Genomic DNA, 25,086 nt, shown 5'->3' with positions numbered 1-25,086 from the left:
CGAAATATACTTCACGCTCTCGGTCGCGAAACTTCCTGTTTCGACTCCCGAACTCCGGCATCCCTGCCTTCGTCAGGGACGGGAGGAAAATACCAGGGCGGCCTTCACTTTATCGATATTGTGAAACCTTGCATCTTGGAAATGGTAGGCACCTCCTCCCATATAACTGAAGTCAGGATTAAGAACATTTCTTCTTTGAGGAGGAGAGTTCATCCATGATTCCACAAGGGATTCCGCCAAACTAACGTAAGTATGATTCGGGATCGGTGTTCCGTTTTTTTGGTAGCTGAAAAAACTTCCGTTATTTTGTTCCGGTGTGTAAACAGGAGTGCCCGGTTTGTAATCGATCCCGAAAGACACGATGATGTTTTCTCCTGCGATGGAGTTTAGAATTCCCACAAGTTCCAATCGATCTTTTAAGGCTTCTTTTCCTGTCACTTTACTCGTATGAGAGTAAAAATTATAGGTTACCATGTCTTGCGCATGACCGAAAGCCGCCTGTTCACATAACGGAGAATAACGAAAAGGACGAAGCCCCAACTTTCTTCTTTCTTTGGAAGCTTCGAAGAAAATTGCGGCATTGAGTAACGGATAATCTATGTTAGAAAAATCGATGACTTCCTTTGCAGGAGCATAACTGAAAAAAGTTTGATCGTTGAACTCTTCGTATTGGGAAGGTTTCCAATTTCCCGAACTGGGAAGTTTTCTTCCGTCTTCAATGGACTCTAAAAAAGCCAGTTCTGGATTTTTGGCATCGACGGTTTTAGCGACTGTCGTAGTTGTTGTTTCTTTTTTGACTTCTTTGACGGCTTCTTTTTTCGGCTGAAACATCGCACAGGAAGCGAAAAAACCGAGCGCGATGACGAATGTGTTGAGTGAGGTGGATCTCATACATACTCCTTAAAGATAACGATTATAATCTTGAATCATATTATGAATCATGTTTCTTTCTTTATTGTATTCTATTGTTTTTGCTTCTTTAATTCCCGATTCCCAAATAAAGAAAAACGGAACCCCGAACAAGGTGGAATGTTTTTGACGATATCGTTCTCTTCCTACTAAACGATCTTCCACGTAAAAATCAGCATGTAACACTCGTTCCTGACTGTATATGGAAGGGAGCAAACCTACCGTTCCGATCATAAAGAGAGTCGATAAAGAAGAAATCCAAAAATGTTCGTATTCATTCACTTCGGAAGTATAAATATCGATGTGATGAGGGCTTCGAATTCCTTCGCTGATCACTCTTCCGAAATAACCCGTATCGTTGATGTACTTCGTATAAAGAGCGGTGATCTCCTTTTTAGAACGTTCCGATTCTGGAGAGCTGACCTTGATGGTAAGAAGAGAAATTCTTTGTTTCAGCTCGGGTCGAACGATGATAGGAACATCTTCGCTTAGATAATTATAACAATGAGAAAAGGAAGAAAAAATAAGTAAGAAAATAACAAAACGAAAGTAAGTCATGACCCGCCTTGAATGTTACAGATCAACATTCATAAGAAAAGTCTTTTTTCCCTTTCTATTTCGAAAAATCCACCCATCCCATTCCATGCAAGATACTTCCTCCCAGCACGATGAAAACGATTACGGATACGATGGATACCAGTCCTCCGATTCTCGCCATCTCCCAACTTCGGATTCCTCCGTAACTGAAGGCCAATGCATTGGGAGGAGTAGAGATAGGAAACGGCATCGCTAAAGATGCTCCGATCGTGGCGCCCAATGCTGCAGGAAGAATCACTTCCGCAGGCAGACCCATCGTGATGGGAAGGATCAAATTGGCGACGGATGTATTGCTGAGAAAACAAGACAACCCAAGCGACATAAGGGAGAAGATGACGAAAAGAGATAAGGAGGATTTGCCACTTAATGAGAGTAAGCTGATAAAATATTTTGCCAAACCGGTTTCTTCCATCGCCTTACCTAAAGCAATCCCTCCTCCCATCAGAATCAGAACATCCCAAGAGAGGGATCGAAAGTCTTCCAAAGAAAGCAGTTTGAGTCCGAAAAATAAAATCACAGGAAACAAGGCAACGGTTCCGTTCGATATCTTATGCAGATCGGATGTCATCCAGCCTAAGATAGTCAATGCGATGATGAATAAGCTGACCTTAGTTTGGATTTGTACGTCTTGGTTCTTTTTTTCCGACGGAGCGGAAAGCCGGTCACTTTGTTCGGGATTCTTTCGAAGATAGAACCAATATAGGATGAGACAGAGTGCGAATACTGAAATCAGAAATACGGGCATCCCGAAACCCATCCAAGGCAGAAAACCGACCTCGAAACCTTTTTCTTTCATGTAACCGATTCCTATCACATTGGGCAGAGTTCCCACAGGAGTTCCGATCCCTCCCAAATTGGCGGAAAAAGGAACCACAAACAAAACCGCCTTTCTCAAGTGGGATTCGGTTTCCAAATTCTTCATCATGGGAGCCACCAAACCTAACATCATCGCTGTGGTGGCTGTATTGTTCATCCAACAGGAAAGGAAACCGGTAGCAAAACCGAGTCCCAAAAGAAGCAGAAAGGAAGAACCTTTCGTTTCCCGAATCACGAACCGAGCCATACTTTCGTCCAATCGGTAATTTGCGATCCCTTGAGAAATCACAAAACCGCCTAAGAAGAGTAAAATGGTCTCGGAAAAATAGCAGGATAAAAATACGTTCGGTTTCGGGGCACCGTCTCCCCAAACGGGAATGAGCCAGAACAATTCCAGAAACAAAATGAGAAAACCGGTTACATACAGGGGGATGACTTCCGTAAGCCAGAGATAAGCGGATACCAGTGCGATGACCAAATTGATTTCCTGAGGAGGGGTGAGACCCAACCAAGATTGGTAAAAACCGAAATAGGACGGCAGTATAATAATTGTACAAATAAGAATCGAAATGATAACCATTGTCGCTTGACGATTTCCTTCGGTATGGTAGTTTTCCATCCAAGAGAGAGAGTTTCAACAAGAAGATATAAAAAAGGAGAATTTTGAAGATGATCAAAAAAATATTATTTCATCTCATCGGTTTAGGTTTGATTTTAGGCGGCTGGTGTCTTTGCGTCATCAATGTAGGTTTGGACAGAGGCGCTACCCCTTTCCGTTTTTTTTCCATTCCGAACATCATCGGTTTATCCATGATCATCATCGGAGCCTATTTTCCTGAGATTGCCACTCGGCTTTTCGGCAAAAAAGAAACATAATTTCTTTTACTTCCGATTATGTCCATTACCTATAACGACTTAAAACAAGCCGTATTAGGAAGCGGGCCTATGGGGATTATCATATCCACACTGGTAGCGCAAAAATACGACGAAGTAATTCTTTGGATCCCCGATAAGGAAGTTGTAGAAACTCTAAACAGACGTCGCCAAGCGGAGATTTTAGGAATCACCGTTGATATTCCGGATCATGTAGAGATTGTTTCCAGCTTGGATCGATTCGGGAGAGACGATTGGGCTTTTCATATTGCAGTTCCCTCTCGCTTTTTTTTAGACAGCTTACATTCGTTACTTGATACGATATCGCCGAATAACGAATATGTTTTTTCCTTTTTTACCAAAGGAATCTTAGACAGCAAATACAGAAAGAAACATGGATTTGTCACATACAGCCAATATCTGGATTACCTTCTGAAAGAAAGAAATTTCAGATCTTCTTCCATTGCTGTGGTGAACGGTCCTTCTATGTTAGTCGAACTTCTTGAAGAAAAATACACTTTCTTCAATATAGGTTCTTTGGATAAGGCAACTTCCGACTACATCGCCGAAATTTTTCTGTCTCACTATATCCATACTTCGACTACGGATGACATCCACGGAATGGAAATCATCGGTGTCGCCAAAAATCCTATGGCGATTGCGGCAGGGATCGTTTCCCTTATGCCCAGATACGGATCGAATTTATTAGGTGAAGTTTTATCGGTAGGGTTTCAGGAAGTCAGAGACCTTGCCATGAAATACGGAGCCAGACCGGACACCGTTATGGGGAGATCGGGACTTGCCGATTTTATCGCTACTGCCACCTGCAGCAGAAGCCGCAACCGAAGTTTCGGTCAGAAGATCGTAGGAGAACTGTTAAGCGGGCAAGAAAAACTGAGCGTGATGGATCGGATCGAAATTTTCTTTTCTCCGAAACAATTCATAGAAAGAGAATCGAACAAGTGGCACGATAATGTGGAAGGGACTTACGCCCTCAGCATCCTTATCGAACTTGCCAACGAAATCCGCCTTCCTTTCACTTTGCACAGAACTCTTTTCGACGTTCTCACTCGAAAACAACCTCCGAATGCGTTATTGGATCTCATCCGAGGAACGAAATCGAATGTGGCATCTGCGCCTCTGGTAGTTCAGAAAAAAGTAGGATTGAATCTAACCTCAGGGATTGATTTTCAGAATTTACTTGTGGACCGAATCCTCAAACAAATCAACAGCGTCGCAGGTACCACAAGCAGAGTTAAAAAACAATCCTCCGCGATCGCAGAAAACACACAAAAGAGATTGGCCAAAGCCAAAAGGAAACGCCAAAAACTGGATGAAGAAAAGTTCACTCAGGAATTGGAAATTTGGCAGAGGTTCAATGCTTGCAATAAGGATGAAGAACCGACTCACATCAAAGAATTGGTTCGTTTTTATGTAAGAGAGATTGCCGATAACTACAGCCCTACCGTCAGAGAGTCGATCCTTCGTTTTGTGGCTCCCATCAGACTACTGTCAGGTGGTTTCATGAGAGGGTCGATGATTCCTCACATCGGCGGAAAAACGGAAGTAGTCAAAGCTCTTTCTTCCAAATACAATCTTTTGTACGCTCCTACTCACAGATCCCATTTGGACTCGGTGGAAGTCGCCTACTCGTTATTTCACTTAGGTCTGCCTGTTCCTCGTTATGCGGCGGGAATCAATTTGATGTCCAATCCTTTCTGGGAGTGGATGTTGAAATCGCTCGGTGCGTATGCTGTGGATCGAGAAAGAACCAGAAACAGTTTGTATCTAGAATGTTTGACGCTGTATTCCCAAGTGATGTTGGAACAAGGAATTCCTTCCCTAGTTTATCCGGAAGGAACCAGATCCAGAACAGGGGGAATCGTTCCCGTAAAAACGGGACTTCTTTCCACTGCAGTGAATGCCTTCAGAAGTTCCGGAACGGAAATCGTCATCGTTCCGATGGCTGTATCTTATGAGACGGTTCCTGAAGACAATCAATTCTGCGATATTCATGAAGAGTTGAGTATGGGAGGCTTTTTGGCCAAACGATCCAACGTATATGTGGAGTTTTGCGATCCTATCCCTATCTCGGAATATGCACATACGGAAGATCCCACTTTGGAACTTTCCTATAGAATCACGAAAGGATGGAAACAATACCACAAACTTCTTCCGAATCAAATCGTTGCGAAAATTCTTTCCGAAAACGAACATTCTGTCGAGTTGAGTCAATCCACTATGCTTGTTGAGGATTTCATCACAAGGCATAATGGAAATTATCTGACAAAAGACCCGGAAGAAATTTGGGAAAAGGGAAGAAAGATTCTCGAAAAACGTAAGTTAATTGAAGTTGCGAACAGAATCGTTAGATCGAAACAGGAAGCCCTGATCAATTATTACGGAACTATGATTCCGGAAGACGAGGATCAAAAGTATTAAGATTTAGTTTTGAACGGGGAGTTTTCCCCGTTTCCGAACATATACGATCTTTTCCACTCTTGCAATCACTTCCCCTCCTTCGCCGACCACGTCGGCATGGAAGGTGAAGTCTCCTTTTTTTTTCTTTTCGATCTCTTCTTTGATTCTATCAATTTCTGCGTCAGTAATATGAAACTCTGCGGAAACTTTTCCTGTTCCCGGTTTGACGAATTCCATGTTTCCTGCTTTGTCCCAAACGATATAATCTTTTCCCAGACGTTCCAAAAGGATAAGCATAAAAAAAGGATCGCACATTGCGTACAATGATCCTCCGAAATGAACTCCCACATAATTTCGATTATAGAAAGTTAGTTTCATTTCGGTTCGAAATCTGGAAAAATCGGGCGCTATATGTGTAATCCTTATCCCCGCACCCAAATACGGGAGATAAAAATTAAAAAGCCAGACTCTAAGTCTAGTTTTCCACGAGACTTTCGACTGGTACATTTTTCCTGCCCGAATTGATCAAATAAACAGCAAGGATCGCCAAAGCTCCACCCGCTAACACTGAAATTTGAATCGGTTCATTCACAATCAATACGCTGCTGAGATAAGCGGACAAAGGAACGATAAAGATAAAGGAGCTTGCGATTTCCGAACCTAATCTTGTTGCCGCATAGAAATAAACTGTGGTCCCGAATGTGGTGGATATTGCTGTTAAATAAAACATACTAAGCCAGAAATGAACTCCGAAATCCCAAACCGCAAAAAATTGAGGATCCCTAAAAGAGAATAAAAACTCGATCACGGAACCTACCGCATAAACGTACAAGCTGTACACAATCGGAGACATGGATTGACCGGTTCTTTGACTGTTCAACGAGAGAGTCGCCCAAGTAAACGCACAGAAAAGGAAAAATAAATTTCCTGTTAAAAGAAGGCCCTGAAAACTAATCTCCCAAACCTTTAGAATGACAAGCCCTCCGATCAACCCGAAGAAAAGTCCGATCGCCTGTCTTTTGTTAATTCTCTTCTTTTGAACCAATGCAACTATGAAAAAAGTTACGATAGGATTCAAGGTGGTGACCAAAACCCCTCCTGCGCCGGGGAGTCCGTTGGAAAGACCTAAAAAGAAAAATTGATTGTATAGAGTATAGATGACTCCTCCCAGAATCACACTGAGATAGTCTTTGCCGGAATGAAGCAAAAACGGAATCTTTAAAAAAATCATGATGGGGATTACGGATAAAAAAGTGGCTAAAAATCTCCAAAATACGAGCACATGGATAGGAACCACTCCTGCTATTAATTTGGCGATCGGCCAAGAAATTCCCCAAGAGATCATGGCGAATATCAATAGAATCAAAAATTTTAAATTCACAGAAAGCCTCCTCGCATAACGGTGAGAAAAAGATAAGTAGTGCCGAAAGAAATAGGGATTCCTAGTCCCAACATGAGACCCGCTAGATGAGGAATCAAATTTCTTTCGATTGCGATGATGGCGGAAGTCACCATCGGAGCCATAGCCGCTTCCAAAACGATGGCTTCGAACATTAATGGATCCGAAGTAAATGGACGAAAAATATAATAGATTAGAAGGGGAAGGATCACCAATTTCATACCCAAACCTAGAAGCAAGGTGTTTTTGTGACCCTTCAAAGTTCTGAGATTCAAAAGATAACCCACGGAGACCAAAGCCAATGGAGTTAATGTATCACCTAATCTCAATAAAACCGTTTTTGTCCATTCCGGGTATTCGAAAGGTCGAAGTAAAAAGGCGAGTAGAAGTGCCTGCACAGGAACAAAACCGATTACTCTCTTCAACAGAGGTTTGAATTGCCAAGAACCGTGTTCCGCAACGGAAGCGAGCATGATTCCAGGGAAACTCAATGTCAAAAAAGTTCCTAACTGATCCGCAACGATTCCGTATCCTAAGGATGATTTTCCCAAATAGGCATCTAACAAGGGAATACCGACAAAGGATGTATTACCTAATCCTGCAGTCAGAGTCAAACAAACAGCCGTTTTAAATTCTATTTTTTTGAATTTATAAAGAAGGTAAAAAAAGGAGAAGGCTAAAAAAAACAAAACCCACGGCATAAGCGCAGGCAGCAGAATTTCTTCGGTGATTTTAACTTCATGAATATGATACAGCACCAAGGCCGGCAAAGATACATGAAGTATAAATGCATTCAAAACCTGAGTGGTGTTCTCAGGGAACCTTCCCGATCTTCGGAAAAGCATCCCCGATAAAAAACAAACTCCCAGTAAAATGAGATTCGACATTAATACTGAATGATTGCCTCGAGCGATTCGGGATTCAAAAACACTCCGTCTTTTTTTCTAGGAGCATCCGCTCCCAGTTGAAACAGTTCCGCATAACCGTTTGCAAAATCGGAATATATCGATTCTTTTTTGGTTTTAAGATCGAAACTTGCCTGTTCCAAATACTCCGCCAAAGCGACCACTCCATAAGTGAGATCCGCAATGTAAACACGATTGATCTCTCTCCATTCTTTAGATTCATTTTCCAGGATGTTTTTCAATTCGGAAAACTTGGATTCGAATACCGAGTTCGCATAATTCAATGCAGGATAAGATTTTGCATCCTTACTCAATGTTTCCACAAGTTCACAATAGGCAGAAAACACTTTGTTCTTTTGTAACGCATGAAGGCAATGGTCCGTTACGATCAAATGTGTTCCTTCCCAAGTTTCGTTGATGATAGAATCGTTATGCAATCTTGGCAGAGGAGAGAAGTCTCCGATGATTCCGTTTCCTCCCAAACAAAGGATCGCTTTCTGTGTGATCCAGCTTGCTTGGGAAGAGGATTTATATTTCAAAAGAGGAATGAGAACTTCCGCAGCCAAATGTTCTTTCTCTACTAAATCCACAGAACGAAAGTTAACGAATGTCATTGCTGTCTGAAAAATTTGCATCTCTGCTAGAGATCTTGCATAAGAAGAAAACTGATTCACTTTTTTTCCGTAGGCGGTTCTCCATTTCGCATACTCAATGGCTTCCATCACTCCCCTTCTCGCATTGCCACAAGCACCTAAACCGACGTGGATTCTGGAAATTTTAATGATGTATTTGATGAGATTGACTATTCCGTGTGAGGGTCTTCCGAATTCTTCCGCTTCCACGTTATCATAAATAATTTCCACGGTCAGTTTTCCTCTGGAACCGATGATGTCCTTTTTGCGAAGGATGTGATGGCCGTTGAGTTCTCCGTCTTCTTTGATTCTAGGAACCAAGAACATTCCGATCGTATTTGTTCCTTCTATCTTGGCTGTAGTCACCCAAAGATCCCCCGGATTAGAGCAGAACCATTTTTCACCGACTAATATCCATTTGCCGTTTTCCGCTTTTTTGGCAACGGTTCTGTTCGCAAGAACATTGCTCCCTCCGACTCTCTCAGTAACATATTGACCCGCCATAAAATGAGAGGCGCTGCCTTCTCCTGCAACGAGAGGGAGATATTTTTCTTTTTGTCTGTCCGTTCCGATTTGTTTCAAAGCATAGATGATTCCGTCGGTCATTGCCAAAGGACATGCAACTCCTCCTTCTCCGTTCAAATTCATCAGATATGTAAGCGCATAACGATGAATATTCGGGAATGGATGTTTCCAAGAGGAATGAAAGTCTAAATTCACTACACCGTAATCGTATGAGATCTTTCTGGATTGAGTTTGTTCCGTAGAGTAAACGATTTGATCGATTCTTTTTCCGGTTCGATCGAACTTTACCACCTCGCCATATTTCCCTTCCTTATGGGATTTTTCCGTGAGTTCATCCAAAACTCCTCCGACCAGTTCGCCGTATCCTTTGATATGAGCTTCCATCGCAGCCTTATGATCCGGTGCGAAATTTTCGGAATATCTGGCCACTGCCCTTTGCAAAGCTCGGTCGATTTCGTAAAAATTTTTACCTCGGAGTCCTGAATAATTTGATATATCGTATGGTTTTAAGGAGGGGTGGTCGGATATATGGTGATTCATAGTTCCAGTACACAAAAAGGAACAGGTTTCACTAGCAAAAAAGAAACTCCTTGCCAAATTGGTTATAGGCAAGATTTCAGAACTATGGTCGTAAAGGCGGAAATTTCAAAATCCAAACAAATCCTGGGGGATGTTATCTTCGAACTGCAGAACCATAGCGAATCCCTCCATTGGTTTTTATCCTACGACCGGCTTTCCGAACTTATGGAAATGCGAAAGGAGGATTGCCTCAGACGAATTTACCAATTCCGATCTACCAAGCCGCAAATGTCCCTTTCGGGAGGATTCAATGAAATCGACGGAGAATACCTAATCGATTTTTTGGCGGCCGAATTGGAATTGGAGGATGTCTCCTCCGCATTTCTGAAAGGTGGAATTTTCTTCGGTGAACGGCCGCTTTACGAACTTAGAGAATCTTACAAAAGCCTAATCCAAAAAACGGTAGAGAACCACAGACTGGATAAGGAACTGCTTCTGCTTTTGGCGACCGCAACTGTGGATTATGATGACGCAGTCGATTCCTATCTGATGGATAAATTCGAAATCGATTTTTTCGTTCAAAGGACGATCAATATATTTCTGGATACTAGAAAGATCCGTCCTGAATTCGGAGCGGAAGAGTTTTTAAAAGAATATCTGAACGCACTCATTCCTACCAAAATACTAAACTTCAGAGACATCACAAAAGAATTTAGGGATCGCACCTATTACGAGTTATTTGGAAGAATCAGAAAAGAAAAACCGAAAAAGCGTAAAATCAAAGTTAAACTCAATGTAGAAATCGAAGAACTGCTCGCCTTTTTCGATTTGGAAGCGGATGCGAAAGTTCCTGACGTGAAAAAAAAATTTAAGGAATTACTGAAGAAGTATCACCCTGACATCAATAAAAAAGGGGAAGAGATGACCAAAAAGATCATCTTAAAATACAACCGCCTCATTCTGCTCATGGGAGAAGCGGGTTAACCATACGTTCAAACTGTCCTAACTAAACCCACGAACAAATCACAATCTAAAATTTTACCGACTATGAATGTAAGAACATAGGCAAAAAGGTGAAAAGATTTTTAAAAAAATTTCCAAAAAGCGAAAAGGAATATCTAAAACAGCCGCTCTGTGATAGAAGGAAGCCATTGGGCGGCGGGTCTAGTTCCCCACCCTCAAATCGGGCGGGGATATAATACCCACATCCGATCCATTTCGAACAGCCCTTTGTTAACAAATGGCATAGATTCATCGTAAATTAGGATTCTAAAATGAAAGAAAGACTGCATTCCCTCTGTGAAAAATTTGGAAAATATTTCCTTAAAACCGCTCCCCTCAGTATCATCTTACTTTCATTCGTTTGTCAATATTCCATAGTGACAGAAGTTTATGTTTCCGAAATATTCGAAATCGCAAACGGAATAGAAACCAAACAGGCATACTCCAATGCGGAACTGAGATTTTCGGTTCCATCCGAAGCAAAATGTCTGGAAGACAAGGAATATCTTATATCCACTTTGAGCGATTATTTCGGAGAGATTAAAAATGCTAAATGTGCCACTTCCAATTTAGAAGGATACTTTCAAGGTTCCGTTAAAATTCCGATCATATTGGCGAAGGGTAACCAAATCACACCTGTAGAAGGTTTATTTAATGTAACAATTGCTAAAGGCGATTTGATTCGAGTCGGTTTGTTTTTAAACACGGAACTTTTCGATCACTTACAAGAAACGATCCAAGCTAAGTATTTTAATACTCTCAAAATCGAGGAATTTTCTCTGGGAATTTCAGTCATCAATGACACTAAAAATAAAATCAATGCGGAAGTTTTAAGTGTTTATATAGAGCAGGAACCTGTTCCAGGAATTAAAAAATTTGAAATGGCTCCTAGATCCAAAACAAATATTGTTTTATCAAATGTATTAAGAGATTCCTTTTATGTGAATGGTGCCTCCGATTTTCTTTATCTGGAAAGCAAACAAAAGGTGAAATAGTCTATTGCATAGATCAGCGCAAAGGAAACACGGCTCTCTAAAGAACTTCCTCACCCCAAGCGATGACGGAAACTCCCGGAGAATAATGAACCAGATCTATGGGGCAGTCGACTAGATCTTGGTTTCCCAGCCGATACCGAAACGAACAAAACTCCAAAGAGATTTCGTACAAAGGCCAAGCAGGATGTTGGACTTCCAGACGGATCCTTTTGTTACGAAGATCATGATACAAACAATACCGTTCCGTGAGCCAAATGTCGAGAGGGGTTTTGGTTTTCTTAGGATCACCCGGCTTATATCGAATCTGCAATTCGTTTCTGGGGTTTTTAACAATATATTGATCGTTAGGTGCTTCTATACGAAAGATGTCTGATTTTTCATAAGGAAGACCTGATAAATATCGTGCACATAATGTAGGAATGATCTTTTCCGCTTCGATGCTCAGAAAATAAACTCCCGGTTTTCCGTCTTGGATCACATACGTCCTAACATTGACTTCATGAAAATCGGAAACGAAAGAAAAAGGCCGAATGCCTCTAGGATGCACATTTTCCATTGTGAAAGCAACGATGGAAATCCATGCCTGGCCTTGGAATAAATCGATGGAAAAATCCTTAGGAACAAGAGTTCTTAAGAATTCCAAATCGGCTTTCAGATGCAAAAAGACGGCTCTGTTCCATTCCTGATACCAACGCCAAGGTTGTTTAGGAAATTCCCATCCTCGGTGAGGAGACATTTCCATAACTTTCTTTTCGTTCACAAACTGATTCATCTTATAAAATTCAAATGTGCTGCTATCGACCTTTCCGAAGGACGGACGAAATTAGCGGCATTGAATATCTTACGATAAATGAAAAGACCCAAATTCTATTTCGCTCGGATCAAAAATAAAAACCTAACTTCAATTTGGTCTTTTGCCTTCCAGAATAAGAGGGAAGGATTTTCCAAAGAATAATCGGAAAATAAAACGGTTGTTTTGCCCTGAACTTGAATCACGTCTTTATCCTGAGGAGTGACACTGAGAGCTGCCTGAAATTCTTTGACGACTCCTTTGATTTTCAACTTTCCTTGTGCAGAATAACCTGTGCCGGAGAGAGTTACAGAGTCAATCGTTGCTTCCACAGAAGAAATTTCGGGAGCGCCTAAAATTTGACGGATATGATCGTCTCTTCCGTTGTCTCCGGATTTGATTTGAGAGAGAGGAACTTCGACGGAAAAAGGTTTGGTAAGAACATATCCTTTTAAAGTCGATTTAATTTGGATGGGAGAGTGAGTGATGTCACCGCAAATCCCTACTACATCCGTTGCAGGATGATCTACAAAGAAACTGATCTCTTTCTGTAAAACTTCGGAAGCGGACAGTGAAAAAACGAAACTCATGGAAAAAAACGAAAGACTGATGAAGCGGATCCAATGTATCATTCTGCTTCTCCTTTTACTCATTGAAATTTTATAACAGACTTGTTTCCAAGTCAAGGTAAAGCGCTAGGGATGCGGAGGGCGCCGCAGGCGGCCAAACTCTGTTTGGCGGAAGCGAAGCGCACCCCGAAGCAGCCCGACCTCTCCTTTAGGAGAGGGAGCGCCCATCTCTTCTTAGACGATAAAAACGAATGTGCCGGCGAAGGGTTTGAATTTCAAATCAGAGGATAGAACCTTTCCAAGTTTTCACTCCGCTTCCTTCGATGGGGAAAGGGTCTCCCAAATATTTAGGAGGTGTGTCCCAAAGTATATCCCACCAGGCAAGCTGACGTGCAAACAATTCACGCCATGTATAATAAGATTCTTTTTTATAGGTTCTGAGATTGCACTCGAACGCATGTAAGGTGATCTCAAGATGGTTGCCCAGATAAATGGCGCGTGCTAGGAAAAAAGTTTGGCTGACGAAGATCGCTTCCTTTACCTGAAAGACTTCTTTGGCCCGGATCAATGTATCCAAAGTGCGGAAGCCTGCATGATCGACGAATATGTCTTCCGGACGAACTCCATTTTTAAGCATGTAGTCCAACATAGGTTTGAGTTCGTTGTAATCCGCCTTTCCGTTGTCTCCGGAAAGAAGTAGTTTTTTCACCTTACCGGCTTTATATAAATTCAATCCGCATTCTAGCCTGTCCGAAAGCACAGGGGAAGGGGTTTTCCCGTAAACGGCGGCTCCGGGTATGATCGCAACCTGAGAAGAAGGCACATCTTCCACAAAGGAAGTGTGTTTGCTGAGAGAATAACTTCTGGTGAATCTCCAATTGATGAATAAAATGATTAAGAGACAGAATAAGACGATCGCTCCAAAAATGGAGAAGAGGGATTTCCACTTGACCAAAGAAAGGAAATGCAGTGTCTTATTTATGTAGGGCTTACGTTCGCTCATGAAGAAGAAAATTAAAGAGATTAAATCTGTTTTCTCACAGGACAATCCTAAAATCAAGAAACAGATTGATCGGGTGAAAGAAAAAGGACACCAAAGGATGACGATTTTAGTCATTCCCCACGGTTATGACAGTTCTTTCCATTTCCAAATCTCCGTTTTTACCATCCTTTTCTTTATGGGCCTTACCTTAGGGCTTTTAACCCTTGCCATTTTCGGGATCGTTCGTTCCAGCAACACCCGCTCCGAAATCAACCAACTCTCTGAAGTGTACGGTCATTATTTCGACAGTTATATTTCCAATGCCAACCAACTGGAAGAGATGAAGGAAGAATATTCCCACTTCCACGAAAACATGTTGGAACTGTTTTCTCTCATCGACGGACAGGATGAAGAACTTCTAAAAATCCCTGCGGAAGATTCTTTGAAATCGGCTGCCTTCGATATTTTGCAAAAAGAGGAAAAAGAAGACAAACAACTGGACATCGGAAGAAAGTATCTGAACGAAATTTATGATCTTCGTTTTTTGAAGCAAAGAATGGAAGCTAACAAAACTCTAACGGAAGCTAACTACGATTTTTTGTTCAACAGGGCTTCTATTCTTTCCTCGCTTCCTTTGGTGAATCCTGTCAATTCTTACAACCTCACTTCTCCTTTCGGGATGAGAAAGTCACCTACTTCCGGTTTTTGGGAATACCATGACGGTTTGGATATGGCAAATGCCACAGGAACTCCTATCTATGCGGCGGCTCCAGGAAGAGTGATTAAAGTCGCCTACTCTAACGTAGGTTATGGACATCATATCATCATACAACACGAATACGGCTACAACACTTTGTACGGTCACTGCTCCCGCCTTCTTGTTCGACAAGGACAGGAAGTGAAACAAGGGGAAATGATCGCAGAAGTGGGAGCCACAGGAAACGTTACAGGTCCTCACCTTCACTATGAAATCATCATCAATGAAGTGGGAAAAACGGATCCGGAAGAATATCTACAATCGGGAATCTATTGATTGGCAGCGAACGACTCAGCTAAAAAAAGAATCAAAGCTCTTACGAAAGAAATCAAAGAGCATAACGACCGTTATTACAAAAAAAACCAACCTACCATTTCCGATAAGGAATACGACCTTCTGTTTAAGGAATTGGCTCAGCTGGAGGAGGAGTATCCTGAATTTGCCTCTCCCAACTCTCCTACCAAAGCGGTTGGTTCCGATCTTTCCAATCAGTTCACCAAATTCAAACACCAAGTTCCTGTTCTTTCTTTGGAAAATACTTACAACACGGAAGAACTTTGGGACTGGGTCGTCAAAACGGGCGAAGACGAATTGTATTCTTTGGAATGGAAAATCGACGGCGCCTCCATCCTTCTTTATTATGTGGACGGAGTTTTGGAAAATTGTGTGACTAGAGGCACGGGAGGAATCGGTGATGTCGTGACGGAAAACGTCAAAACGATCAAAGACCTTCCTCATTCTTTGAAATCCAAAAGAACCGTCACCGTCCGAGGAGAGATTTTTATGAATTTCTCCGACTTTGATGAGTTCAACGAAGAATACGGGGGAAAATTCGCAAACCCTCGCAATCTTTCCGCAGGATCCATCAAACACAAAGATCCCGCCGAAGCCGCCAAACGACCATTACGTATTTTTGTTTACGATGCTATCTTGGGAAAAGGAAGAAAGGGAATCAAAGAACATAAGGAAATTTTAGCTCTTTTGAAAGAAGATAAACTTCCTTTGGCTCCCGATACGGAAATCGTTTCCGCAAAACAACTGCTAAAATCGATAGAATCTTTCCGCAAAAAAAAAGACTCCATGCCGTTCCCTGTGGACGGGCTGGTGATCAAACTCAACTCCTTGGAAAAAAGAGAAACCTTGGGAGAAACGAGTCATTCTCCTCGTTGGGCACGCGCATTTAAGTTCGATGCGGTTTTAAAAGAAACCATCATAGAAGACATCAGTTTTGCCATCGGCAGAACCGGAAAAGTGACTCCTAGAGCGCAAGTCACCCCTACTTCTTTGGCAGGTACCACAGTTACCTACGCCACTTTGCACAATCAAGATTACATCGACCAATTGGGAGCGGGGATCGGTGCCAAAGTTCTGATCTCGAAAAGAGGAGAGATCATCCCTGCCGTAGAGAAAGTGGTTTCTCCTCCGAAACAGGTTTTCCAAATTCCTAAACAATGCCCCTCCTGCAAAACCAAACTGGAAAAAGTGGACGATTCTGTGGATCTATTCTGCACCAACCGCCATTGCCCGGAGCGGGAAAAAAATTCACTCATCTTCTACTGCGAAAAAAAGCAGATGAACATAGAAGGTTTGGGAGAAAAGCAGATCGAAACCTTCTATCAGTTAGGCTGGGTGAAAGATCTAGTCCAGCTGTACAAACTGCATACGAAAAAGAAAGAACTGATCGAGTTGGAAGGTTTCGGAGAAAAAAAGGTGGAGATCATCCTTTCCGGAATCGAAAAATCCAAAGAAAAAGATTTTCGTTGGACCCTTCCTTCCATCGGTTTGAACGAAGTGGGCCACAAAGTAACGGAAGTCCTCATTGAACATGGATTAGATTCTTGGGCTAAACTTTTGGAACTTTCCAAAAAGAAAGACGCCGCAGAGGAACTTTCTTCCATCCATGGAATCGGACCTAGAACCGTGGATGCGCTTTTAAAACATCTGAAAGATAAAGAAACCTTAGCCCTTGTCAAAAATCTCATCTCCTTGGGAGTGAACTTCACCGCAAAAGAAACCGAGAAAAGCGATTTACAACCGTTCATCGGTCAATCTTGGTGTGTTACCGGAAGTTTCGAGAATTTCCAACCGAGAGAAAAAGCATTGGAAATCATCACAAGGCATGGAGGAAGAAAGGTTTCTTCCGTTTCTTCGAAAACCAGTCATTTGTTATATGGCCCAGGTGCGGGTTCTAAATTGGAAAAAGCGGAAGAATTGGGAGTGACTTTGGTCAATGAAGAGGAATTCCTCCTTCTGTTGAAAAAAGAGGGAATTCCTTTTTAAAACTGAACTAGATTAAGAACAAGTTTTGGTCAATGTGGATGTGATTTTGATATCGACCGTTGGCCAAAGTTTGCTTGTACCATCGGCTCCTTTATGCAGATCCCTGCACTCTTCGTTCAATCGGGAAATTCCTTCTTTCAAACCTAGTTCCAAAACATCCAAGGTTCCGGTCACTTCGATGGAATCTCCTGTGATTTTAAATTGAACAGGCACCGATTTTTTGATTTTATTGAATTCCAAATTCAATGTCGCTGAACCTTCGTTTGTTCCTTTAATTTGAGAAAAATTTCCTTTGAATTCTTTTCCGTTTTTTACGGAACCGAAAAAGAATTTTTTGATTTTTTCATCTCGATCGGGAACGGAAGAATTTAAGGAACTTGTCTGCACTGTAAAACGAAGATCTTTCAAAGAGTCGAGAATAGTCTTCGCCTTTTTCGTGTGAGTTGCCTTGAAAGATTCCATCTTTCCCTTAACGCCTGTTTTTTCAGTGAACTTAAAGGCAGTCCATTCGATCGCAGTTTGTTTCGAATCGTATTCGTATGTGCATTTTTCTTCCGCAAACAAGGGAGAAAAAGAAACGGTAAGGATGAAAAAAAGAAAGAATGAAATATGTTTCATAACGATTTCCTCGGTATCTTCATTAAAACAATCCTACCGACTTTGTCAAGACGGGAGTGATTCGAAAACAGGACAATCTTTAGTCTTCTTTTTTATTCTGTAAGGCCAGGATGCCGCACGAAAGCGAAAGAAAAAAGTGACAGAAGCGAAAAGCAGAATCAGTATGTAGGAGGTAATTTGTTTCCGGTCGAGGTGAGTCAGATTCATTCGGATATTCTACTCGCCGATCGAAAGGAATATACATAAATAGTTTCATTTTCAGGAAAATTGCCTTAAATTTCTGCAGTTGTCCGGAAAGAAATTAGGAGGGATGCAGGATCCCTTCGGATCGTAAATTCGGATATACCCTAGTACTGTTTCGATTCGTACTCCTAAATAAAAAAACGACTTTTACTGGCGGTACCCGTGCGGAAAATCTCCTCAGAGAGAACAATACAATGCACGGCGAACATTCATTACTCACGGACATAGGTTTAAGCATAATATTTGCGACCGTCCTCAGTCATATAGCAAGAGTTTTAAAACAACCACTTATCCTCGGTTATATTATCGGAGGAGCGTTGCTCGGAAACCAAATGGGATTTTCCCTCGTTACGGACGAAGCGTCCATTGAACTTATTTCCGAAATCGGTCTGATTTTGCTTCTGTTCATCATCGGTTTGGAAATCAATCTAACCGAACTTGCAAAAATGGGAAAAACGATGTTCCTTTTGGGAACTCTTCAGTTCACTCTGTCCGTCGCTTTCGTTTACGGCGTATTTCCTTTGTTGAATCTTCCCATCGGAACGGAAAAATTCGACCTTCTTTATATCGCTGTGGCACTATCCCTCAGTTCAACTTTAATCGTTGTTAAACTGTTACAAGATAAAGTAGAGATCAATACCATTTCCGGGAAACTAACCGTAGGGGTTCTGGTCTTCCAAGATATTTGGGCCATCCTGTTTATGGGAGTTCAACCGAACCTCAACAATCCGGAAATTCTAAAAATCCTTACCTCGGTAGGGATCATCGTTCTTCTTATCGTATTCAGCTTCACAGTAAGTAGATATGTTCTGGCAAGTTTGTACAAAGCCTGTGCCAGTAGCCCAGAACTAATTCTTTTAACATCAATTATGTGGTGCTTTGTTGTCTGCGGTGTCGCAGGAGAAGTAGGTCTTTCCAAAGAAATGGGTGCCTTGGTTGCCGGGATGAGTATCGCCGCCTTTCCTTACGGAGCGGACGTTATTTCCAAACTCATAGGGATCAGAGACTTTTTCGTAACTCTATTCTTTGTGGCATTGGGTTTGAAAGTTCCTATGCCCAGCCTGCAAGTCGTCGCCATCTCTTTTGCAATCATCGCATTGATGTTGTTCGTAAGAATCCTTACAGTGGCTCCGATCATCATCTCCTTAAAAAAAGGGGTTAGAAACGGTTTTTTAACAGGGCTCAACCTTGCTCAAATTTCCGAATTCTCTTTGGTGATTTTAGCGTTAGGTGCAGGTTTCGCCCATGTCACCGAACAACTGCAAGCTGTGATTCTCACTTCTACCATCATCGCATCGATTTTATCTACCTATATCATTCTTTTCAATCATCAGATTGCAGCATTCCTTGCGAGATTGGTCGCAAAATTCGGAATCCATGATGAAAACAAAGAAGAATCCGCACAAGGCGGCGGTCATGGGCATGAAGGAGACGGACAAGTTCGAGACATCATCATACTGGGATATTTCAGAATCGCGCGCGCCTTCGTAAGTTATCTGGAAGATCTATCTCCTTCCCTTATCAAAAGGATCATCATCGCAGATTATAATCCTGCCTTTAAGGACGAACTTACGAACAAAGGATTTAAGTGGACTTACGCCGACTTAGCACACCCGGAGTCCCTCTCTCACATTGGCCTTCACGACGCTTCGATGGTGGTCTGCACCATTTCCGATTCTTTCCTAAAAGGAACAAATAACACTCGTTTGCTTTCCACTCTCAGCAAACTCGCTCCGAATGCGAAAATCATTCTTACTTCGGACGAACCTGGAGATGCGAAAAAACTGGTAACGGACGGGGCACAGAAAGTAATCGTTCCGGGTGTAATCACCGGAGAATTCCTATACGATTATATTGCCAGCGGTATGAGAAAGGAAAGAATCGACGCTTAAGGTCGAGGTCTTTTCGCAAGAGGTAACGAAACATACTTCTCACGGTGACGGAGGTAAGGATGCCGGAGTTCGGGAGTCGGAACACGAAGTTCTGCGACCGAGAGTCTGAAGTATGTTTCGTTTGGCGCCTCGCAATTTATCGTTAACGATCATTGAATCTAATAATCGACCCGGCTCTCCCTCGACGGGGACGCTCGGTCGATCCGTGGCGCAAAATCGAGTTCGTTCCCAACTCAATTTCTCCAGTTTGAAGAGAATTATATAAAATGAGAAAGAAAGACTAAATGATCAATCCTCTCTTTTTAAATTCTTGAGTTACTAATTCTAAATCGCCGGGGGAATCCACTCCCAAGTTTGCCTTGTTTGCGAGAAACACTCCGATCGTATTTCCATTCTGCAAAGCTCTCAATTGTTCCAAAGATTCGACTGTTTCCCAATCGGATTTAGGCAAAGAGTTATAATTCAGTAAAAAACTTCTTTCGTAACAATAGATTCCCAAATGACGGAAGTATTCCGCATCTTTTTTGAAGGAAGCAGGAATAGGGCTTCTGGAAAAATAGGCGGCTCTGGACAAACGATCGAACACCACCTTCACTCGGTTAGGGTCTTTCGGATCTTCCGTATCTGAAAATCGAACTGCTGCGGTAGTCATTTCCCAATCGGGATGTTTTAGTTTTAAATCCGCAACTCCTTCGATGAGTTCCGATTCTATCCCCGGTTCATCCCCTTGAATGTTTACGATGACATCGTATTCGGGAAACAAGGAAGCTACTTCTATGATACGGTCGGTTCCCGTTTCATGATCTTCTCTTGTCATCACGACTTCTCCCCCGAAAGACAAAACCGCTTCCTTGATACGAGAGTCGTCCGTGGCAACCACCAAACGATCCAAAGACTTAGCTTGTTTGGAATGAGAATAGGTCCACTCGATCATAGGTTTGGAACCTATGAGAGCGAGCGGTTTTCCTGGAAAGCGGGTACTTGCAAAACGGGCGGGAATTACACCTAAGATTTTTTTGGGCATAGGCATTAATTCACAAGGAATTCGGTAAAATAAACCTCTTTGATTTTTCCGTTCGTCAAAATATGATTCAAGTGAGCTTTGATTTCCTCTCTTAAATCCAACTGATTCGTAATCGATTTCAAATCGTCCTTCGTTTTACGAGCAATCACCAGGTTGATGATGTTCTGCATCTGCGCCACACGCATCGCCAATTCCTGAGAAAGTGCAGGTTGTCCGGATTCAAACCCCAAAGACATCTTCAATTTAACGAAGTGAGACTCTCCTACATCGGAGGTATTCACACGAAACTCATCCTGAAAGCTGTAAATCTCCAAAGGAGGAGGAGCTTTCACAAGAGAGATGTTCTTTTGCTGTTTGAAAACGCTCGTAGCGGTTTTCTGAGCAACAAACATTGATATTACGGTTACGATAATAATACCGAAAATCGCCGCAGCAATATATAACAACCATTTAACGATCGGGGACATCCCCGCAGCGGCAGGACTACCTTCGGCCAGGCCACCTTCTTCTTCATCTACTTCACGATCACCCATGTTATTCCCCTCCTTCTACATTGGTTTCTGTATTCGGCAAACGAGACTCAGGCAAACCGTATTTACTTTCCCCTGGAGCTCGTTTTGTCGACTTTTCAGTTAATATGATGATATCTACTCTTCTATTGAACGCCTTTGCCTCTGGAGTCCCTTCGTTTTCCAAAACCATAGGGCGATACGATCCGAAACTTACCGCCTGAAACCAACTCGGATCGATTTCTTCCGCATTGATCATAAACACAGTAGTGTTTACGGATCTGGCTGCCGCCAAATCCCAGTTATTGATATATTCTCTTTCTTCTCGTCCGGGACGATTCACAGGATTGACCGCATCGTCATCACTATGACCTTCCACTCTTACGAATCTTTCCAAACCTTTGATGAGCCCTGCCGCTTTGCGAAGAGTTTCCCGAATGGAAGGAGTGAGAATAGCGGAACCTGGATAAAAATAATCGGCACCTACGAGAGAGATGACAAGACCTCTTTCGTTTTCGGAGATCCTTACTTTTCCCGCCTCCACTTCCGGTTTGAATACTTCTTGCGCATCCTTTTTGGATTTGGATAAGTTTCTTCCCACAGTTTGAGAAGGAAGAGATTCAATATTCATCCCCATCTCTTCCAAAGATCCTTTGGAAAGAGTTTGTCCCCCCGTAAAAAATCCAGTAGTGGATTTGAATGCGGACAAAATGATCTGCATTTCCCTGGCATCCGTTTTACCGGTTGTATACAGAAGGATAAAGAAACACAATAACAAAGTCACCATATCCCCGTAAGTCGCCATGAACTCGGGTACTTTTTGAATGCATTCAGGGCATTTTTCTTTAGCCATGGTTAACGATTAATCCCCGTCGTCTTTCAATGCGGCTCTTTCGTTAGGTGTTAGGAAACTCGCCAATTTTTCCTTAACGATACGAGGGTTGTCCCCCGATTGGATGGAAAGAGTTCCTTCCACCATAACCTGTTTAATCACTAGTTCGTCTTCCGAACGTCTGGTCAATTTACGAACGAGAGGTGCGGCAAATAAGTTCTGAGCCAAAGATCCGTACAATGTAGTAATCAAGGCGGTCGCCATACCCTGTCCGATCGCACTTGCGTCCCCACCACCTAAGTTCTTTAACATCCCCACAAGACCCACAAGGGTCCCAAGCATCCCGAAACCGGGCGCAAAACCCGCATAAGCATCCCACCAAGCTCTACCATAAGCATGGCGTTGGGAAGTGTTTCCGATTTCGGTTTCCATGATATTTCTTACAAGTTCAGGATCCGTTCCGTCCACAACCAATTGAATTCCTTTTTTGAGGAACTCTTCGGGAAGTTCGTTGATATCGTCTTCCAATGCAAGAAGACCTTCCCTTCTGGCTTTCTCGGAGAAACTAACAAGCGTAGTAATTAAATTCGGAAGATCAAATGTAGGATTCTGAAAACCCTTTTTTGTTACGGCTCCGATTCCCATAGTAGAAGTCCAAGGGAAGGAGATGATCGTCGCTGCGGCGGCACCACCGAACGTAATCAAGACGGAAGGAATGTCGATCAAGTCCATGATACTAAGACCACCGGAGATGGTTCCTAGTACCATCAGAGCGGAACCAAGCGCTAGACCAATGATTGTTGCTATATCCATAATTACTTACTTTCCTTCTTCAGTTTGAGAATTGGTCTTCGGCAAAGAGTGAATTCTGGCTTTATATACAAAAACCTTATCCACCACTTCAGTGACGGATTCTTGAACGATATATTTCTTATCGTTGATGAGAGTGATTACTGTATCGGGATTCGCTTCAACCGACTCGATATGGTCCGCATTGAGAACGAATTCCGCCCCTTTCAGCCGATGTAGGATGACCAATGGATCCCCCTATAGATTTCTACTTATGTCTATCGACTGCCTTTCGAATTTCGCTTACGAATTTTTCTTCCGTAAAGCGATCGATTGATTTTTGGAAATCCCTGCGTTTGTAGGAGATGGATTCCGATTCTTTTATGGCTGAATTGAGAGATTCCACGGTTTGTTCCGGGAAAAATACCCCTGTTTTACCGGAAACTACGCTTTCCAAAGCCCCTCCCCTTCCATAAGCAATGACAGGAGTGGCATAGGCTTGGGACTCTACGGGGGTGATTCCGAAATCTTCCAATCCCGGGAAGATAAACCCTCTGGCTTTTTTGTAATAATCCAAAACTTCCTGACGAGGGATTCCCTTCTTCCAGATGATATTGGAAGGGAGATTTTTGACTAGTTTGGCCTCGTCCTGCCCTCCTCCGATGAGGATGAGTTTTTTCTTGTTTTTGGTGAAAGCTTCGATGGCTAGATCGATTTTTTTATAAGGAGCGAATGCGGAAACCATCAAGTAATAGTCTTCTTTCGAATAGTCCTGAACTCGGAACTCTTCCGACAAACAAGGAGGATAAACGATTTGATAGTCTCTTCTGTAATATTTTTGAATTCTTTTTCCCACAAAATGAGAGTTACACGTAAAATGGTCGACTCTATGTGAAGAAGCAACGTCCCAAGTTCTTAAATAATTGGAGATCATTTGAAACAGGAAAAACTTCAATCCGCTTTTATTGGGGAAATAATCGTAATACATATCCCAGACATAACGCATTGGGGAATGGATATAACTCATGTGAAACGTATTCGGATGAGGAATCACTCCTTTGGCCACACAATGAGAAGAACTGATGACGATATCGTATCCTCTCAAATCCAAAGATTCGATCGCAGTAGGAAACAAAGGAAGATAATGCCTGTAATATTTTTCTTTAAAAGGAAGATTGTTCGTGAAGGCGGTAAAGATCTTTCTATCTTCAATACGAGCATTTAACTTTCCTTTGGTGTAAAACAAAGTAAAAAGATCTGCATCCGGGTAAGCCTTGAGAAGTGCATCCAATACGACTTCTCCTCCTCTCATCCCCGTCAACCAGTCGTGTATGATGGCAACTTTCATTAGTTTTGCGGTCCTATCCTTCGTCCGAGCAGTGTGGTTCTTCCGTAAAAGGAAGCGGTGATGACGAAGGGAATGGGCAATGTGTTTTCTAAGTTTCTGGAAGATTCCATATACCTTCTTGCCTCGACACCGATCGTTTCCGCATCCGTCACAGTCGTATAAAGTTCGTCGTACATTTCCGTCGTGCCAATGAATTTAGGAATGGTTCCTTGATTGGAATTCAATTTATCGGAAATGGATCGGAGATTGAGAGTGATGTCTCGAATGTCTCCTTTGTTTTCTTCCATAGTTTGGGAAGCTGCCTTGAAAAAATCGTCGAAGTAACGGGCGGACGGCAGATAGTCGGGAGTTTTTTCCCCTGCCTGAAACGTAGGTCGGAAATAAGGAGTTTTACCGTCAGAACTTCCCGGATTGATGTTGATGACCCTATTGGAAAAAACGGTGATCGTTTGAAAATCGACGGAATAATTATCCCAAAGAGTGAGAGGTTCTTCCAATGCGATATGAAGCTCAATCGCATGATCCATGTTAGTATCTAAAAAGCGGCGGTCAGGAATGTCCAACATAGGTCTGGAATCGATATGGGCGACGTAACCCTTAGGAATACCTAAGATGCGGACTTCGGTTCCTTCTTTGATTCCGTCGATTCGGGAGTAAAACAAAGAAAGTCGATAGGGATAATTTTTGGACGGTTTTTCGGGCTGGATGACGGTAGCAAAAAAGGCGAATCCCAAAAATGCGAAAAAGCAGATTCCTACAAACAATTCGGGTGAATTCCTTTTCCAGCGCACTTTTAAAACCAACCTCTAGGTTCGAAGGCAAAGAAAGGCTTGGCAAGCAGTTTTTCAATAGAGTTAATG

Annotated in this window: 25 protein-coding genes; 7 read left to right on the top strand and 18 right to left on the bottom strand. The window is 42.4% G+C overall.

What is annotated here, in order from left to right; all coding sequences use genetic code 11:
• Positions 1–72: 72 nt before the first annotated feature.
• The 3 genes from EHS15_RS04590 to EHS15_RS04580 are packed head-to-tail and all read right to left on the bottom strand — an operon-like array spanning position 73 to position 2,902.
• Positions 73–891: a CAP domain-containing protein gene (locus EHS15_RS04590; RefSeq protein ID WP_135759354.1), complete on the bottom strand. Its 819-nt coding sequence runs from the start codon at positions 889–891 to the stop codon at positions 73–75.
• A gap of 9 nt (positions 892–900) precedes the next feature.
• Entirely contained in the window at positions 901–1,467 is a 567-nt protein-coding gene (locus EHS15_RS04585; RefSeq protein ID WP_135759353.1) for a hypothetical protein, read from the bottom strand.
• 55 nt (positions 1,468–1,522) lie between these two features.
• On the bottom strand, positions 1,523–2,902 hold the full coding sequence (locus EHS15_RS04580) for an SLC13 family permease (RefSeq protein WP_135759352.1): 1,380 nt from the start codon (positions 2,900–2,902) through the stop codon (positions 1,523–1,525).
• An 89-nt stretch (positions 2,903–2,991) separates the two neighbouring features.
• On the opposite strand from EHS15_RS04580, the gene EHS15_RS04575 reads away from it, so the two are divergent.
• Together EHS15_RS04575 and EHS15_RS04570 are read left to right on the top strand one after the other, a co-directional pair.
• Positions 2,992–3,198 (top strand): hypothetical protein, encoded by a 207-nt coding sequence (locus tag EHS15_RS04575; protein WP_135759351.1) that lies wholly within the window; start codon positions 2,992–2,994, stop codon positions 3,196–3,198.
• A gap of 18 nt (positions 3,199–3,216) precedes the next feature.
• Positions 3,217–5,637: a 1-acyl-sn-glycerol-3-phosphate acyltransferase gene (locus tag EHS15_RS04570; protein ID WP_135759350.1), complete on the top strand. Its 2,421-nt coding sequence runs from the start codon at positions 3,217–3,219 to the stop codon at positions 5,635–5,637.
• Between the two features lie 3 nt (positions 5,638–5,640).
• On the opposite strand, the gene EHS15_RS04565 is transcribed toward EHS15_RS04570, so the two are convergent.
• The 4 genes from EHS15_RS04565 to EHS15_RS04550 are packed head-to-tail and all read right to left on the bottom strand — an operon-like array spanning position 5,641 to position 9,617.
• Positions 5,641–6,123: a DUF4442 domain-containing protein gene (locus EHS15_RS04565; RefSeq protein ID WP_135759349.1), complete on the bottom strand. Its 483-nt coding sequence runs from the start codon at positions 6,121–6,123 to the stop codon at positions 5,641–5,643.
• A complete protein-coding gene (locus EHS15_RS04560; protein ID WP_135759348.1) occupies positions 6,092–6,997 on the bottom strand; it encodes a DMT family transporter in 906 nt (301 codons plus the stop codon). The genes EHS15_RS04565 and EHS15_RS04560 overlap by 32 nt, the downstream gene beginning before the upstream one ends.
• On the bottom strand, positions 6,994–7,902 hold the full coding sequence (locus EHS15_RS04555) for an AEC family transporter (RefSeq protein WP_135759347.1): 909 nt from the start codon (positions 7,900–7,902) through the stop codon (positions 6,994–6,996). Before EHS15_RS04555 ends, EHS15_RS04560 begins: the two co-directional genes overlap by 4 nt.
• Positions 7,902–9,617 carry an acyl-CoA dehydrogenase family protein gene (locus EHS15_RS04550; protein ID WP_135759346.1) on the bottom strand — a complete coding sequence of 572 codons (1,716 nt, stop codon included), beginning with the start codon at positions 9,615–9,617 and terminating at the stop codon, positions 7,902–7,904. The genes EHS15_RS04555 and EHS15_RS04550 overlap by 1 nt, the downstream gene beginning before the upstream one ends.
• On the opposite strand from EHS15_RS04550, the gene EHS15_RS04545 reads away from it, so the two are divergent.
• Positions 9,606–10,580 (top strand): molecular chaperone DnaJ, encoded by a 975-nt coding sequence (locus tag EHS15_RS04545; protein ID WP_246051893.1) that lies wholly within the window; start codon positions 9,606–9,608, stop codon positions 10,578–10,580. The two genes, EHS15_RS04550 and EHS15_RS04545, sit on opposite strands and share 12 nt — an antisense overlap.
• A gap of 290 nt (positions 10,581–10,870) precedes the next feature.
• Complete coding sequence (locus tag EHS15_RS04540) at positions 10,871–11,593, top strand: DUF7424 family protein (RefSeq protein ID WP_135759345.1); 723 nt, start codon at positions 10,871–10,873, stop codon at positions 11,591–11,593.
• A gap of 37 nt (positions 11,594–11,630) precedes the next feature.
• Here EHS15_RS04540 and EHS15_RS04535 read toward each other — a convergent pair whose 3' ends face one another.
• The 3 genes from EHS15_RS04535 to EHS15_RS04525 all read right to left on the bottom strand — a co-directional run bounded on the left by EHS15_RS04535 (position 11,631) and on the right by EHS15_RS04525 (position 13,955).
• Positions 11,631–12,329, bottom strand: coding sequence for a YqjF family protein (locus EHS15_RS04535; RefSeq protein WP_167884152.1), 699 nt, complete (start codon positions 12,327–12,329; stop codon positions 11,631–11,633).
• Between the two features lie 131 nt (positions 12,330–12,460).
• Complete coding sequence (locus tag EHS15_RS04530) at positions 12,461–13,015, bottom strand: YceI family protein (protein ID WP_167884151.1); 555 nt, start codon at positions 13,013–13,015, stop codon at positions 12,461–12,463.
• Between the two features lie 217 nt (positions 13,016–13,232).
• Complete coding sequence (locus EHS15_RS04525; RefSeq protein ID WP_135759342.1) at positions 13,233–13,955, bottom strand: SanA/YdcF family protein; 723 nt, start codon at positions 13,953–13,955, stop codon at positions 13,233–13,235.
• Between EHS15_RS04525 and EHS15_RS04520 the strand changes: the two genes are divergently transcribed.
• Both EHS15_RS04520 and ligA read left to right on the top strand, forming a co-directional pair.
• Positions 13,954–14,967, top strand: coding sequence for a M23 family metallopeptidase (locus EHS15_RS04520; protein WP_135759341.1), 1,014 nt, complete (start codon positions 13,954–13,956; stop codon positions 14,965–14,967). The two genes, EHS15_RS04525 and EHS15_RS04520, sit on opposite strands and share 2 nt — an antisense overlap.
• Positions 14,968–16,971 (top strand): NAD-dependent DNA ligase LigA, encoded by a 2,004-nt coding sequence (gene ligA / locus EHS15_RS04515; RefSeq protein WP_135759340.1) that lies wholly within the window; start codon positions 14,968–14,970, stop codon positions 16,969–16,971. It abuts the gene before it with no gap.
• A 12-nt stretch (positions 16,972–16,983) separates the two neighbouring features.
• Here ligA and EHS15_RS04510 read toward each other — a convergent pair whose 3' ends face one another.
• Positions 16,984–17,589, bottom strand: a complete 606-nt coding sequence (locus EHS15_RS04510; protein ID WP_135759339.1) for a YceI family protein — start codon at positions 17,587–17,589, stop codon at positions 16,984–16,986.
• 437 nt (positions 17,590–18,026) lie between these two features.
• Between EHS15_RS04510 and EHS15_RS04505 the strand changes: the two genes are divergently transcribed.
• Entirely contained in the window at positions 18,027–19,724 is a 1,698-nt protein-coding gene (locus EHS15_RS04505) for a cation:proton antiporter (RefSeq protein ID WP_135759338.1), read from the top strand.
• Between the two features lie 280 nt (positions 19,725–20,004).
• Here the strand turns inward: EHS15_RS04505 and kdsB are convergent, their stop codons facing one another.
• Genes kdsB through EHS15_RS04470 form a run of 7 tightly spaced genes read right to left on the bottom strand, consistent with a single transcriptional unit; the run spans position 20,005 to position 24,990 of the window.
• Positions 20,005–20,748: a 3-deoxy-manno-octulosonate cytidylyltransferase gene (gene kdsB, locus EHS15_RS04500; RefSeq protein WP_135759337.1), complete on the bottom strand. Its 744-nt coding sequence runs from the start codon at positions 20,746–20,748 to the stop codon at positions 20,005–20,007.
• Positions 20,749–20,753: 5 nt separating this feature from the next.
• On the bottom strand, positions 20,754–21,281 hold the full coding sequence (locus EHS15_RS04495; protein ID WP_135759336.1) for a flagellar basal body-associated FliL family protein: 528 nt from the start codon (positions 21,279–21,281) through the stop codon (positions 20,754–20,756).
• Between the two features lies 1 nt (position 21,282).
• A complete protein-coding gene (motB, locus tag EHS15_RS04490; RefSeq protein ID WP_135759335.1) occupies positions 21,283–22,110 on the bottom strand; it encodes a flagellar motor protein MotB in 828 nt (275 codons plus the stop codon).
• A gap of 9 nt (positions 22,111–22,119) precedes the next feature.
• Entirely contained in the window at positions 22,120–22,902 is a 783-nt protein-coding gene (locus EHS15_RS04485) for a motility protein A (RefSeq protein WP_135759334.1), read from the bottom strand.
• Positions 22,903–22,908: 6 nt separating this feature from the next.
• The gene (locus EHS15_RS04480; protein ID WP_135759333.1) at positions 22,909–23,127 is read right to left on the bottom strand and encodes a flagellar FlbD family protein; all 219 of its coding nucleotides are present in this window, start codon (positions 23,125–23,127) and stop codon (positions 22,909–22,911) included.
• 19 nt (positions 23,128–23,146) lie between these two features.
• Entirely contained in the window at positions 23,147–24,226 is a 1,080-nt protein-coding gene (locus EHS15_RS04475; protein ID WP_135759332.1) for a glycosyltransferase, read from the bottom strand.
• Entirely contained in the window at positions 24,226–24,990 is a 765-nt protein-coding gene (locus EHS15_RS04470; protein WP_246051892.1) for an MlaD family protein, read from the bottom strand. The genes EHS15_RS04475 and EHS15_RS04470 overlap by 1 nt, the downstream gene beginning before the upstream one ends.
• Positions 24,991–25,086: the final 96 nt, after the last annotated feature.

The sequence above is a fragment of the Leptospira idonii genome (genome assembly GCF_004770995.1).
Lineage (GTDB): Bacteria > Spirochaetota > Leptospiria > Leptospirales > Leptospiraceae > Leptospira_A > Leptospira_A idonii.
This window is presented reverse-complemented; position numbering and strand designations above follow the sequence as displayed.